The organism is Serratia grimesii NBRC 13537 (assembly GCF_001590905.1).
Lineage (GTDB): Bacteria > Pseudomonadota > Gammaproteobacteria > Enterobacterales > Enterobacteriaceae > Serratia > Serratia grimesii.
Genome location: NZ_BCTT01000019.1, coordinates 22,373 through 36,165, shown reverse-complemented (window position 1 = coordinate 36,165; position 13,793 = coordinate 22,373). Strand labels below are relative to the sequence as shown.

Genomic DNA, 13,793 nt, shown 5'->3' with positions numbered 1-13,793 from the left:
TTCGGCGAACCGAACCCCGACATACTAGTTATAGCAATGTATCAGTAACCGTGGTTTGCCCGACGGTTATTTGAATTGCGGCAGATAAGGTGCATTCACCGCCAACACTTCATCCAGCAGGGGTTGTGCCACGTTAGCATTGCCTACCAGTGGATTGGTGACCAGCGCCAACAGACCGCTACGTCGATCGCCATGTACGGCAGCTTCGATGGTCAGACGTTCGTAGGCTTTGACCTGTTGGGTCAGCGCATGCATGGCGTCTGGCAACGTGCCAAACGTCAGCGGATGTGCACCCTGTGCATCGACGATACAGTTAGTTTCTATCACAGCGTCGTCTGGCAAACCGCGAATAGCGCCACGGTTTGCTGTATTGACGACTAATTGCGTACCGAGATTATTATGGATCGCACGGATAAGCTCCAGCGCGACTTCTGAATAGTATGATCCGCCGCGGAAACTGAGTTGTTCTGGTTTGCTGTCGAGATGTGGGTCGGCATACAGTTCAAACAACTCTTTCTCTACTTTCATCACTTGTTCGGCGCGAGTACCGCGTTCGGCCGCTGCGGCAATTTCTTCGGCCAGCATCTCTTTAGTCTGATAGAAATAGCGGTGATATGGGCATGGGATCGCACCGACAGCACGCAGGAAATCAGGCTGCCACGGTTCTTCTTTGATGTTGTTCATAGTCAGAGCGGCACCGTCGCACAGCATATCGATGACCTTGTCGGTCACGTCGAGGCCATTTTGCATTACCTGATGTACCCACACCATGTGGTTCAGACCGGCAAACTGCAGTTGTACTTCGCTATAAGGCGCTTTCAGCATGTTGGCGATCATATGGTGCATGCTGATCGGCACATTGCACAGGCCGATAATTTTCGCGTTGGTGTAACGAGAGACCGCTTCAGTGACGATACCGGCTGGGTTGGTGAAGTTGATGATCCAGGCATCAGGTGCCAATTTTTCTACTCTGCGTGCAATATCCAGCATGACTGGAATTGTGCGCAGTGCTTTGGCAAAGCCACCAACGCCAGTGGTTTCCTGGCCGATCAAATCGTATTTCAACCCTAAACGCTCGTCGGCGGCACGTGCAGGCAACTGCCCGACGCGAAACTGCGTCAGTACGAAGCTGGCACCGCGAATCGCGTCATCCAGCTCGAAATGCACGCTAACCTTCACTTGCTCCAGCCCGTGGCGTGCCAGCATACGTTGGGTCAGTGCGGCAATGATTTCTACTTTCTCGCGGCCAGGCTCAACGTCTACCAGTGCCAATTCAGTGACCGGCAACTCTTCAATACGTTGGATCAGCCCATCGACCAATTCTGGCGTGTAGCTGCTGCCGCCGCCGATAACAGCGATTTTTAACGATTTCATGCATGAATCCCCATTTGGGCCTGACGGCGATAAAGTTCAATCATGTCGTCCGCCAGATCCTGGATCACCATAGCGTTCATCAGATGGTCCTGAGCATGAACGGTAATCAGGTTGATGGTCAGTTTGCCGCAGCCTTCGTCCAGGCCGATCAGTTGGGTCTGGATCAGGTGAGCCTTTTTTACCGACTGTTTGGATTCGGCCATATGTTTGGCTGAAGCGGTAAAGTCGCCGGCACGGGCTTGCTGTAGCGCCATCAGCGCACTGCTGCGGGCGCCACCGGAGAACACCAGCAGTTCCATGATGGTGCTTTCAAAATCGGGGCTGATTTCAGTTTCAGTCATCAATTCACTCACATTATTTCTCCTGTTATTGCGCGACAGTCATGCCGGCGGATATTCATTATTTTCAGTGTCGCTCCAAAATGAGAGCGCTCTCATTTGTTTAGATTAACCAGAATGAGAAACGAAACCGGGAGTTGTGTCGCAAAAAGCGACGAAGGTGTAAAAAGGGCAAAAAATGCGTGATGCGGTTGGCAAAAAGGTCTAAGGCGATCATACTTTTGGCAGTAAATTTCGGGGTTGGCTGAGATATATCCCACAATTACGTAAATATAGGTAAATGGCTGGCACTCGCAGGTACAGCTCTTTAGAATCAAGGCGCTTTTCCGTTGTTTGTCTCCCAGAGAAAGGACCCGTTAATGTTCAAACGTACTTTAGTGACCTTCGTTGCGCTGTGTTCCCTGACAGCAATGGCGCCCGCTGCTTTCGCCGCCGGTGAAACTCATGTCATGCTGACCACTTCAGCAGGGAATATCGAATTAGCGCTCGACAGTCAGAAGGCTCCGGTTTCCACCAAGAACTTCGTTGACTACGTGAACAGCGGCTATTACAACAACACTGTTTTCCACCGTGTGATCCCGGGCTTTATGGTTCAGGGCGGTGGTTTTACTGCGGATATGCAGCAAAAATCAACGCAGGCGCCAATCAAGAACGAAGCGGATAACGGTCTGCGTAACATGCGCGGCACCATTTCGATGGCGCGTACTGCCGACAAGGACAGCGCTACCAGCCAGTTCTTCCTGAATGTGGCGGATAATGCCTTCCTGGATCACGGTCAGCGTGACTTCGGTTATGCGGTGTTCGGTAAAGTGATCAAAGGTATGGATGTAGTGGATAAAATCTCCCAGGCACCAACCGGTAACGTTGGTCCGTACCAGAATGTCCCGAGCAAGCCTATCGTCATTTTGTCAGCAAAAGTGCTGCCATAATGATTTTGCGCCGGCCCCAGCGGGCCGGCTGCGTTGCTTTCCCCTGGAAGCCTTACCTGCATCACTGTTTTTTCCCCCGCCACATGCTTTAATCGCCAGCTCATAATCAGACCGGAAACCCGGCGTTATGCCCTCTTGTTTGAAGCCGCAGCGTACAAATCTGCTCCCGGCAGATGTGTCATCCCAGCCACTTACCTGAATAAGTGCCTGAGGATTTTCGCGCCTACCACCGAACTGCAACTTCAACCACGTTGGGTACGCATCTGTTTTATTAAGGGATGAACTGCTGCCATGTTTGAATTTAGCCAGGTTCTGCTGCTATTGCAGCAGATGTGTGTTTACCTTGTCATTGCTTATTTACTGAGCAAAACCCCGCTATTCATACCGCTGACGCAGGTGACTATTCGTCTGCCACATAAGCTTTTGTGTTACGTCATTTTCTCGGTGTTCTGCATCATGGGCACCTATTTCGGTCTGCATGTCGAAGGTTCAATCGCCAACACCCGTGCGATCGGCGCCGTGTTGGGAGGCTTATTGGGCGGGCCTTCGGTGGGTTTCCTGGTCGGGCTGACGGGGGGGCTGCACCGCTACACCCTCGGCGGCATGACCGATGTTGCCTGTGCGGTATCAACCGTGGCGGAAGGGTTGGTGGGCGGAGTCGTGCACAGTATCGCTATGCGCCATCGTCGCATTGATTTGCTGTTTAACCCGTTGTTTGTCGCAGGAGTAGCGCTTGTTACAGAAGTTCTCCAGATGGCGATTATCCTGGCGATTGCCCGTCCGTTCGACGAAGCGCTGCGACTGGTGGAGCACATTGCGTTGCCAATGCTGATCGCCAATACCGTGGGTGCCGCAATGTTTATGCAGATCCTGCTCGATAGACGGGCGATGTTCGAGAAATACACCGGGGCGTTTTCGGCCAAGGCGTTGAAGATAGCGGAGCGTACCGAAGGTATCTTGCGACAGGGGTTTGATCAGGAAAATAGCATGAAAGTGGCGCGAGTTATCTATCAGGAACTGGGGATTGGCGCCGTGGCCATTACCGACCGCGAGAAGCTGCTGGCGTTTATTGGTATCGGTGACGACCACCACCTGCCAGGCACGCCGATTTCATCAGGGCACTCGCACCGAGCGATCGACAATAACGAAGTGGTTTACGCTGACGGTAATGAGCTTTCCTACTGCTGCTCGATCAATCCTGCTTGCAAACTGGGTTCAACGCTGGTGATCCCACTACGCGGTGAAAACCAACGGGTGATTGGTACTATCAAACTCTATGAACCCAAGAGTCGGTTATTCAGCACCATCAATCGGACGTTGGGTGAGGGGATTGCCAGCCTGTTATCCGCGCAGATTATGGCTGGGCAGTATGAGCGCCATAAACAGTTGTTGGCACAGTCGGAAATCAAATTGCTGCATGCGCAGGTCAACCCACACTTCCTGTTTAACACCCTGAATACGCTGGTGGCGGTTATCCGTCGTGACGGTAACCGAGCTTGCGAGTTGGTGCAGTACCTTTCTACCTTTTTCCGCAAGAACCTGAAACGCTCGGATGACGAGGTTAGCCTGGCGGATGAGCTTGAACACGTGAACGCCTATCTGCAGATCGAACTGGCGCGTTTTGCCGATCGGCTGGAGATCTCCATGTCATTACCGCAAGAGTTGCTGGCGGTGCGGTTACCGGCATTCTCACTGCAACCGATTGTGGAGAATGCCATTAAGCATGGTACGTCGCAGTTGTTGGGCGTGGGGCGAATTGATATTGGCGCACGGCTTGAGGACGGATGTTTACTATTGCAAGTGACCGACAATGCGGGTCTATTCCAACCGAAGGCAAATAACAGTGGGTTGGGAATGAACCTGGTGGATAAGCGTATTCGTGTACGCTACGGCGATGGCTATGGCGTGCAGGTGGCCTGCGAGCCGCAATTATTCACCCGTATTACGCTCAATGTACCGCTGGCGAGGGCTGCCTGATGTTAAACGTACTGATTGTTGATGATGAACCTTCTGCTCGCGATAACCTGCGGCATTTACTGGAGGCAGAAGAGGGAATCAGCATTGTTGGTGAATGCGCTAACGCAATAGAGGCCATCAGTGGTATCCATCGGTTGCAGCCAGACGTGGTGTTTCTGGATATACAGATGCCGCGCATCACCGGGTTGGAGATGGTGGGCATGCTCGATCCCAATCGTATGCCGCATATCGTGTTTCTGACCGCTTACGATGAATACGCGGTGCAGGCTTTCGAAGAACACGCCTTTGATTACCTGTTGAAACCGGCGGAACCTAAGCGCTTGAGTAAAACGTTGCAGCGCTTGCAGCAGCATCGCGGACAACAAAATATGGCTGTGCTGGACGAAAGTGCCGGTTACCTGAAATACATTCCCTGCACGGGCCACAGCCGTATTTATCTACTGCGCTTTGATGAGGTTGTGGCTATTCGTTCGCGATTGAGTGGGGTGTTCGTGGTCCGCAATGACGGCATGGAGTGCTTCACCGAGCTGACGCTGCGCACGCTGGAAATGCGAACGCCGCTGGTGCGCTGTCACCGCCAGTATCTGGTTAATCTGGAGCAGGTGCGTGAAATTCGCTTTGATGACAACGGTGCGGCGGAAATGATCATGCCGGTCGGCGAGCCGGTACCGGTCAGCCGTCGTTACCTGAAGGCGCTGAAAGAAGAGCTGGGGCTACGAGGTTGATTTTCTTGTAGCCATTGTTCGTATTCTTTTTGTTGAGATTGGCGACTAACAAAATCCCGCATGAAATCATGTCGAAGTAGAGATGCAGTACGATCTGCTGTTTTATTGTTCAAGTTGTTCGTGGTCAATCTAACCCAGTCTTAAGCGGAATCCTAAATTCATTCTCCCGCGAGCCGGTTGGTAGCTCCGTTTTTGTTTGTCCTTGACGGGGTTACGCCGCGCTTATAGCTTTATTGACATCAACAGGCGCTTTTTGCGCCGTGTCAGAGCGTCCAAGGAAAAGAAAATGAGTGAAGCACGGATTATTGCCAAAGCGATGAAAGACGGTAAGCCGGTACAGGATTTGGTTATTTTGCCCGCGTTGGCGAACCGCCATGGTCTGATCACCGGAGCAACCGGGACGGGTAAAACCGTGACGCTGCAAAAAATGGCTGAACAGTTTTCGCGCATTGGCGTGCCGGTATTTTTGTCGGACGTGAAGGGCGATCTCTCAGGGATTGGCACTGAAGCCGTGCCCTCGGAGAAATTGCAGGCGCGTTTGGCGGCCATCGGTGTCACTGACTGGCAGCCGCAAGCTTGCACCATCATTCCATGGGACATCTATGGCGAGAAGGGCCACCCAATCCGCGCGACCGTTTCAGACTTGGGGCCATTGCTGCTGGGCCGTTTGTTAGATTTGAATGACGTACAAAGCGGTGTTTTGCAGTTGGTGTTCAAAATTGCCGATGATAATGCGTTGTTGTTGCTGGATATGAAAGATCTGCGCGCCATGGTGCAGTACGTGGGTGACAACGCCAAACAGTTCCAGACCCAATACGGCAATATTTCTTCGGCTTCGGTGGGCGCTATCCAGCGCGGTTTGCTGACGCTGGAGGAACAGGGCGCCAATATGTTCTTCGGCGAGCCGATGCTGGATATCAATGACCTGATGAAAACCGACGCCAATGGGCATGGTGTTATCAATCTGCTGGCGGCCGATAAGCTGATTAATCAGCCGAAACTGTATTCGGTTTTCCTGCTGTGGCTCCTGGCTGAGCTATTCGAACACCTGCCGGAGGTGGGCGACCCGGAACAGCCGAAGCTGGTGTTCTTCTTCGATGAAGCGCATCTGTTGTTCAACGATGCGCCGGCGGCATTGCTGACCAAAATCGAGCAGGTGGTGCGCCTGATCCGCTCCAAAGGCGTCGGCATCTACTTTGTGACCCAGAACCCACTGGATATCCCGGACAGCGTGCTGGGGCAGTTAGGTAATCGCGTACAGCATGCGTTACGTGCTTTTACGCCGCGTGACCAGAAGGCGGTGAAGGCTGCGGCACAAACCATGCGTGCCAATCCGGCCTTCGATGCCGAAACGGCGATCACCGAACTGGGCGTGGGCGAGGCGTTGGTCTCTTTCCTCGATGAAAAAGGGCGTCCTAATGTGGTGGAACGGGCGATGGTGATCGCGCCGGAATCCAAGATGGGCATGCTGGGGGCTGAAGGGCTGAACAGTGCGATCAATAAGTCGCCGCTGTATGGGCGTTACGAAGATATGGTTGACCGTGAGTCTGCCTATGAAAAACTGTCAGCTCAGGGTTTTTCTACCGTTGGCACGCCGCAAGCAGGCCAGCCAGCACCACAACCTCAGGCACAACAGCAGGCGGGCGGTGGCTTGATGGGCGGATTGAACGAAATTCTGTTTGGTTCTACCGGCCCGCGTGGCGGTAAGCGTGACGGTGTCGTCCAAACCGCCGCCAAGAGCATGGCACGTGACCTTGGCCGCCAGATCCTGCGTGGCGTGCTGGGCTCGATTATGGGTGGTCGCAAAAAGTAAGCTGAAATTATCGGTAGCGGCGGTATTGTAGGGGCGTTGTATACTGCGCCCGTGTAAATCGGGGCAAGATATTCGCCCCCTACGATGATGTCCGTTGGAAACACTATGCTGCTGTTGATCGATAACTACGACTCTTTTACCTATAACCTTTACCAGTACTTCTGCGAATTGGGCGCCGAGGTGTTGGTAAAGCGCAATGATGAGCTGCAACTGACCGATATCGAACGGCTGGCGCCGCAGCGTTTAGTGATCTCCCCCGGTCCTTGTACCCCGAATGAAGCCGGCATCTCGCTGGCGGCTATCCGGCATTTTGCCGGTAAATTGCCGATCCTTGGCGTTTGCCTGGGGCACCAGGCACTGGGGCAGGCCTTTGGTGCCAAGGTAGTGCGTGCCCGTGAGGTAATGCACGGTAAAACCTCGGCGATCCGCCATTTCGACAGCGGTGTTTTTCACGGGCTGAACAATCCTTTGACCGTGACGCGCTACCACTCGTTGGTGCTTGAGGCTGCTACTTTGCCGGACTGTTTTGAAGTGACGGCCTGGAGCGAGCGCGACGGCGTACGCGATGAAATTATGGGGATCCGCCACCGCCAACTGGCGCTGGAAGGGGTGCAGTTCCACCCGGAGAGTATCCTTAGCGAGCAGGGCCACCAGCTGTTGGATAATTTCCTTAAAAGTTAATCGGTTAGGTTTTTTTTAACCGCGAAGACGATTTGCGTTTGCCCTTTATTGGTTTTTTATGCATATTTTGTGATTATATTTTCACTCAATCGCAACCAAAAGACTGAGTCACATTTAGGGTGGGCCCCATAATGACCGAAAAATCCGCAGTTAACCGCAGTACCTTTGACCAGGTTATCCTGCCTGTTTATGCACCCGCGCAGTTTGTTCCGGTCAGGGGCAAAGGCAGCCGCATGTGGGATCAACAAGGGAAAGAATACATCGATTTTTCCGGTGGCATTGCGGTGACGGCGTTGGGGCATTGCCATCCGGCGCTGGTGGCGGCGCTGAAACAGCAGGGCGAGACCCTTTGGCATACCAGCAACGTGTTCACCAACGAACCGGCGCTGCGCTTGGCTACCAAATTGATCAAGGCCACCTTTGCCGATCGGGTGTTTTTCGCTAACTCCGGTGCGGAAGCCAACGAAGCGGCCTTCAAGCTGGCGCGCCATTATGCTATTACCCGCCACAGTCCGTATAAAACCAAAATAATCGCGTTTTATAACGCTTTCCACGGTCGTACGCTCTTCACTGTCTCCGTGGGTGGGCAGGCCAAGTATTCTGACGGCTTTGGGCCGAAACCTGCGGATATCGTGCACGTGCCGTTCAACGATCTGGCCGCAGTAAAAGCCGTAATGGATGATCACACCTGTGCGGTAGTGATGGAGCCGATTCAGGGTGAGGGCGGTATTACCCCGGTAAATGCCGAATTCCTCAAAGGTGTGCGTGAACTCTGCGATAAGCACCAGGCGCTACTGGTATTCGATGAAGTACAAAGTGGTATGGGGCGTAGCGGTAAGCTGTTCGCTTACATGCATTATGGTGTAACGCCGGACATTCTTACCACAGCCAAAGCACTCGGTGGTGGTTTCCCTGTCAGCGCCATGTTGACCACCGAAGACATTGCTTCGGTAATGCAGGTGGGTACTCATGGCACCACCTACGGTGGCAACCCGCTAGCCTGTGCTGTGGCAGAAGCAGCGCTGGACGTGATCAATACGCCAGAAGTACTGAGTGGCATTGAACTGCGCCATGGTTTGTACGTGCAGGCATTAAAGAAGATTGGCGAGAAGTACGGTATCTTCAGTGACATCCGTGGCATGGGCTTGCTGATTGGCGCTGAGCTGACTCCGCAATACCACGGCAAGGCGCGCGACTTCCTGACTGCTGCTGCCGCTCGTGGGCTGATGATTCTTAACGCAGGGCCAAATGTCATTCGTTTTGCCCCTTCACTGGTTGTGGAAACTCAGGACATCGATGACGGTATGGCATTGTTTGAGTTGGCCGTGCAGGATGTGATTAACGCTTAATGCGTTGTCTTGATAACGGGGGCGCCATACGGCGCCCTTATTGATCGCGGAGTTTACGCTTCAGCCAAATGCCATGATGTGGGCGTTGGCTCCAGGCCAATGACGAGATGGTATGCATGACGCTCAGGTGCGACAAAATACGCCGCAGGTGGCGTTCCATTTCGGTCACCGGCATATCAGGGTGCAAGTCCGGCGGCTGCATAATGCTGTTGCCACTGCTTGGCCCGTCGTACTCCAGCCGTTGCTGACAGCTTTGCAGCGCAATCTCACAAGATTGCAGATATTCCTCCGCCAGTTTTGGCGTCAGCATATAGTGCTCGCGCGCCAGAATAGTCATCGCATTAAGGTGTTCGACAATAAACTGGCTGTGTGTCACCCACAGGCGCATATCCGCCAGATAGCTCGATTCAAATCCCGGTTCCTGCATCGCCTGATTCAACGAGGTGAAAAGCGCATTGTGCGCCTGATTGACCTGCATACGGGCATAGGCCAGTGCACTGGGGTCGGGTTCTTGCTCTTCCAGCAGCAAACGCAATGCCTGTTGATCGTTCTCCAGCGCCTGGTGGGCGTTTTTACGCAGCAAGCCGCTTTGCCACTGCGGCCACAACCAGATGGTGCTACCGAACACCAGCACACACCCAATCAAGGTATCGATCAGGCGCGGTACCAAGAAATGGGTGCCGTTTAGCGCCAGTAATTGCAAGGTGTAGACCGCTGTCACCGTAAAGCCAATCACCGCCAGCCCGTAGTTTTTACGCGAGACCAAGTAGGCGAGCAGAGTGATCACCAGCATCACGCTGAGCGTTTCTGCTTCAGGCAGCTGCAATTGCAGCAGGCCAGCAGCGATCACCAGCCCGACCAAAGTACCGAGTGCACGGTGCTGGATACGTACCCGGGTGGCGTTATAGCCGTTCTGGCTCACCAGCATGATGGTCAACAGGATCCAGTAAGGTTTAGGCAGGTTGAAAACCATCCCGAGGCTACTGCCCGCAGCAAGTGTGACACCCAATCGCGCCGCATTGCGCAGGGCGTTGGATTTGAATGACAGATAGCTGACCAAGGCGGGCCAGAAAGGCAGGCGGTTTTGATTGGCCATCAAATCGCGACGGTAAAGCGGGTGCTGAGTGCGCAGCAGACGGGCGATGCGACTGAAATGGTAGTAACAGAACTGCCCAACCGGGTTGTCTGGGTGCTGCGTCGCCACTTTTTCTAGTGCCGCCAGTTCATTGTCCATATTGAAGCGCTGAGAATGCTGGTGATAAAGAATATCGTGCGCCACCGTGCGCAGGCGGCCGGCAATCACCTGTGCATTACGGCGGATGATCGCTTCGGCTTGGCTCTGTTCCACCAGTTTTTGCACTTCTTCCGGTAGATGCAGGCTGACGGTAATGTGTTCCTGCAAATCCAGTGCGACCTGAAAAGTACGCTGCAGGCGTTTTTGCTCGAGGTTACTGGCGTGCGGTAGAAAGTTAAGCTGCTGATACAGCAGGGTGATTAGATCCATCACTTTTTGCTGGCGCACCAACAGGGGCGGTAACGCGGTCTGTGGATCGGTATGTTGGGTCAGCAGCGAATATTTGGCTTCAAAGTAATCTGCCAGTTCCAGATAGAGCTGATTGAGCGACTCGCGCATTGGTTGCTCTTTCCACAGCGTGAACCAGAACCAGGTAAACAGGCCGTACCAGGCTGTGCCCACGACGTATAGCAACGGCGCGTGCCAAAGCGGAACCGTACCGGCCATGCTGAGAGAAAAGATGGCCGCAACCAACGAGGCGGGTAGCAGGCGGGCATGTAACGGGCTGATTTCACCGCTTACGCCGAGGAGCAGCGCCAGGCCGAGCATCAGTACCGGCAACGGCAGGTGCCACAGCAATGCTTGCTGTAATAGCAGGCTGCTGAGTGCAAATAGCGAACCACCGACGATCAGGCGTTTGAAGAAGCGTTTGTGAGGGGTATCCAGCCCGGCAATATTACAGCAGGCAGGAACCAGGGAAAATAACAGTCCGTATTGCAGTTGGCCGATCAACAGGCCGAGTAGCACTGGCAGGCACAGCACCAGCGTTTGCCGCAGTGCGTAATTGACTTCCGGGTGGTAAATCAGTCGGCGCCACATGATGACTTGGGGCATAAAAAAACGGCGCGAAACATCGCGCCGTTTTTTCAGTGATTAACGCGTGCCGTAAACGACAATAGTTTTGCCGTGGGCGGAGATCAGGTTTTGATCTTCCAGCATTTTCAGAATACGGCCAACGGTTTCACGTGAACAACCGACGATCTGGCCAATTTCCTGGCGAGTAATTTTAATCTGCATACCATCAGGATGGGTCATGGCATCAGGTTGTTTTGCCAGGTTCAGCAGTGTTTGCGCGATACGGCCTGTAACGTCGAGGAAGGCGAGGTTACCCACTTTCTCAGACGTTATCTGCAGACGGTTTGCCATCTGGGCTGACAGGCGCATCAGGATGTCTGGGTTGACCTGAATTAGCTGGCGGAATTTCTTGTAGGAAATTTCAGCCACTTCACAGGCGGTTTTCGCCCTAACCCAGGCGCTACGCTCCTGACCTTCTTCAAATAATCCAAGCTCGCCGATGAAATCCCCCTGGTTAAGGTAGGACAAAATCATCTCTTTACCTTCTTCATCCTTAATCAGCACCGCGACGGAGCCTTTAACGATGTAGTAAAGCGTTTCGGCCTTTTCACCTTGGTGAATCAGCGTACTTTTGGATGGATATTTGTGGATATGGCAATGAGACAGGAACCATTCGAGAGTAGGGTCTGTTTGCGGTTTGCCGAGAACCATTCGCTGTTATCCTCTGTTGTTATCGCTGCCTTGTGTCACAGGGGTCAGAGTTCCCTGTAAAACCTGTTGTCGCCGTTGTTTTAATGGTGGCTATCAGCAGATTTTGAGGCGTGTCATAAATATACGCTGTCGCTCTAGCATATTAACTTGCCGGGAGAGCTGCAAGCTACATTCTGTTAACATACCGGTAAAGGAGCCTTTCCCTGGGAGTTTCCCTGAAATCAGTGTCCCGGAAAGATTTATTGCGGCTCTGTTTGTAGCACAGAGTGAGGCGGGTGTCTTGTGTTGTCTCGCTTCAGCATGATTAGCATCAGGTTCCGTTGCCAGTTTCTATGCGAAAGCGTACCCTGATTTTAAGAAATTAACCGGAGTGACCAGCATGCAGGCAAGAGTTAAGTGGGTGGAAGGGTTAACGTTTCTGGGTGAATCCGCGTCTGGCCATCAGGTATTGATGGACGGCAATGCGGGCGATAAAGCGCCTAGCCCGATGGAAATGGTGCTGATGTCGGTGGGGGGGTGCAGTGCTATCGATGTGGTGTCGATCTTGCAAAAAGGGCGTAATGATGTGCGCGACTGCGAGGTCAAGCTGACTTCTGAACGACGTGAAGAAGCACCGCGTTTGTTCACCCATATCAACCTGCATTTTATCGTGACCGGTAAGGATCTGAGCGACAAAGTCGTTGAGCGGGCAGTGAACCTCTCGGCAGAGAAATACTGCTCGGTGTCATTGATGCTGAGTAAGGCCGCCAGTGTGACTCACAGCTTCGAGATCCGCGACGTAGCCTGACCCTACCAGCTGTAGCGTTGGCAATGGGTACGTAATAAATCGAGAAATCGCCGCGCCGTCACTGTCAGCGGCGATTTTTGCGAATACAGCACGCCATATTGCGCCTGTGGCAAAGTGTCGATAGGCAGGATTGCCAATTTTCCCCGCAAAGAGAACGGGTTGCTCATCGCCCGCGCCACGATAGTCAAACAGTCCGTTTCCAACACCATGTTCAGTCCACAGACTACAGAATCCGAACGAATCGGCGCATGGGTCAACTGTTGATAAAAGTTTCCGAGTACTGACTGTAATTGATGATAATACCCCATGTCGGTTTCCGGCAGCAGCCACTTGGCTTGCCGCAAATCATCCAGCGACGTTGCCTGCGCCAGCGGGTGCCCATCACGTGCGATAATGCAAAATGGCGCGTTGAATAACGGCTCATGACACATTTCTTCCAGCGGAAGTCCAGGGCTAACAGTGCCGACGACGAAATCCAGTCTCCCCTCACGCAAGGCCGGCAACAGAGTAGATAGCTGCGCTTCGCGGATTATCAGGTTGGCTTGCGGGAACTGACATTTGAATGCATCTACCAGCCCCGGCAGTACCGTAAGTGCCAGTAACGAAGAGCAGCCGATGGCGACGCTACCCTGTGAATGTTGATTGAGTTGCTGGATCTCATCGGAAGCGCGCTGCAATTCCTCCAGGATAAGCTGCATCCGCAGCGAAAAAGCACGACCGGTTGCGGTCAACGTCATCCCTTGGCTACTGCGCAGAATTAACTGGGTTTCCAACGTTTGCTCCAGTTCGCGGATGCTACGGCTCACTGCAGGTTGGGATTGCCCCAGGGCGCGAGCCGCACCACGGATGCTGCCGCTGCGGATGACCTGTTGGAATACCTTTAACTGCTGCAACTTAGGTAAATAGCGCACTCATCCCCCCCTATCAGTAAAAAGCATCACCGCTTAAAAGATTGCATCTTACGCCGCCTGCGTAAAGCCTATAATTTCGCCATGTATGACTTAATTGGTTGTTATTAAA

12 protein-coding genes are annotated in these 13,793 nt (G+C 53.3%); 7 read left to right on the top strand and 5 right to left on the bottom strand.

Annotation, left to right across the window (positions count from 1 at the left end; genetic code table 11):
* Positions 1–66: 66 nt before the first annotated feature.
* Positions 67–1,374, bottom strand: coding sequence for a 6-phospho-beta-glucosidase (locus SGR01S_RS21105; protein WP_061808499.1), 1,308 nt, complete (start codon positions 1,372–1,374; stop codon positions 67–69).
* Positions 1,371–1,715, bottom strand: a complete 345-nt coding sequence (locus tag SGR01S_RS21100; RefSeq protein ID WP_037425003.1) for a PTS lactose/cellobiose transporter subunit IIA — start codon at positions 1,713–1,715, stop codon at positions 1,371–1,373. Before SGR01S_RS21100 ends, SGR01S_RS21105 begins: the two co-directional genes overlap by 4 nt.
* A 356-nt stretch (positions 1,716–2,071) precedes the next feature.
* On the opposite strand from SGR01S_RS21100, the gene ppiA reads away from it, so the two are divergent.
* From ppiA to argD, 6 genes are all read left to right on the top strand, one after another.
* On the top strand, positions 2,072–2,641 hold the full coding sequence (gene ppiA / locus SGR01S_RS21095) for a peptidylprolyl isomerase A (RefSeq protein WP_061808498.1): 570 nt from the start codon (positions 2,072–2,074) through the stop codon (positions 2,639–2,641).
* A 291-nt stretch (positions 2,642–2,932) separates the two neighbouring features.
* Positions 2,933–4,618, top strand: coding sequence for a sensor histidine kinase (locus tag SGR01S_RS21090; RefSeq protein ID WP_037424979.1), 1,686 nt, complete (start codon positions 2,933–2,935; stop codon positions 4,616–4,618).
* A complete protein-coding gene (gene btsR, locus SGR01S_RS21085) occupies positions 4,618–5,343 on the top strand; it encodes a two-component system response regulator BtsR (RefSeq protein ID WP_037424977.1) in 726 nt (241 codons plus the stop codon). The genes SGR01S_RS21090 and btsR overlap by 1 nt, the downstream gene beginning before the upstream one ends.
* 286 nt (positions 5,344–5,629) lie before the next feature.
* Entirely contained in the window at positions 5,630–7,156 is a 1,527-nt protein-coding gene (locus SGR01S_RS21080) for a helicase HerA-like domain-containing protein (RefSeq protein ID WP_037424974.1), read from the top strand.
* Between the two features lie 105 nt (positions 7,157–7,261).
* On the top strand, positions 7,262–7,837 hold the full coding sequence (locus tag SGR01S_RS21075) for an aminodeoxychorismate synthase component II (protein WP_061808497.1): 576 nt from the start codon (positions 7,262–7,264) through the stop codon (positions 7,835–7,837).
* Positions 7,838–7,968: 131 nt separating this feature from the next.
* On the top strand, positions 7,969–9,186 hold the full coding sequence (gene argD, locus SGR01S_RS21070) for a bifunctional acetylornithine/succinyldiaminopimelate transaminase (protein WP_061808496.1): 1,218 nt from the start codon (positions 7,969–7,971) through the stop codon (positions 9,184–9,186).
* Between the two features lie 37 nt (positions 9,187–9,223).
* Here argD and SGR01S_RS21065 read toward each other — a convergent pair whose 3' ends face one another.
* Both SGR01S_RS21065 and crp read right to left on the bottom strand, forming a co-directional pair.
* Positions 9,224–11,299: a YccS/YhfK family putative transporter gene (locus tag SGR01S_RS21065; RefSeq protein ID WP_037425001.1), complete on the bottom strand. Its 2,076-nt coding sequence runs from the start codon at positions 11,297–11,299 to the stop codon at positions 9,224–9,226.
* 54 nt (positions 11,300–11,353) lie between these two features.
* Positions 11,354–11,986 carry a cAMP-activated global transcriptional regulator CRP gene (crp, locus tag SGR01S_RS21060; RefSeq protein ID WP_004718520.1) on the bottom strand — a complete coding sequence of 211 codons (633 nt, stop codon included), beginning with the start codon at positions 11,984–11,986 and terminating at the stop codon, positions 11,354–11,356.
* Positions 11,987–12,365: 379 nt separating this feature from the next.
* Here crp and SGR01S_RS21055 point away from each other — a divergent pair, with 379 nt between their 5' ends.
* The gene (locus SGR01S_RS21055; RefSeq protein ID WP_037424968.1) at positions 12,366–12,773 is read left to right on the top strand and encodes an OsmC family protein; all 408 of its coding nucleotides are present in this window, start codon (positions 12,366–12,368) and stop codon (positions 12,771–12,773) included.
* Positions 12,774–12,775: 2 nt separating this feature from the next.
* Here SGR01S_RS21055 and SGR01S_RS21050 read toward each other — a convergent pair whose 3' ends face one another.
* Positions 12,776–13,684, bottom strand: a complete 909-nt coding sequence (locus SGR01S_RS21050) for a LysR substrate-binding domain-containing protein (protein WP_061808495.1) — start codon at positions 13,682–13,684, stop codon at positions 12,776–12,778.
* Positions 13,685–13,793 lie beyond the last annotated feature (109 nt).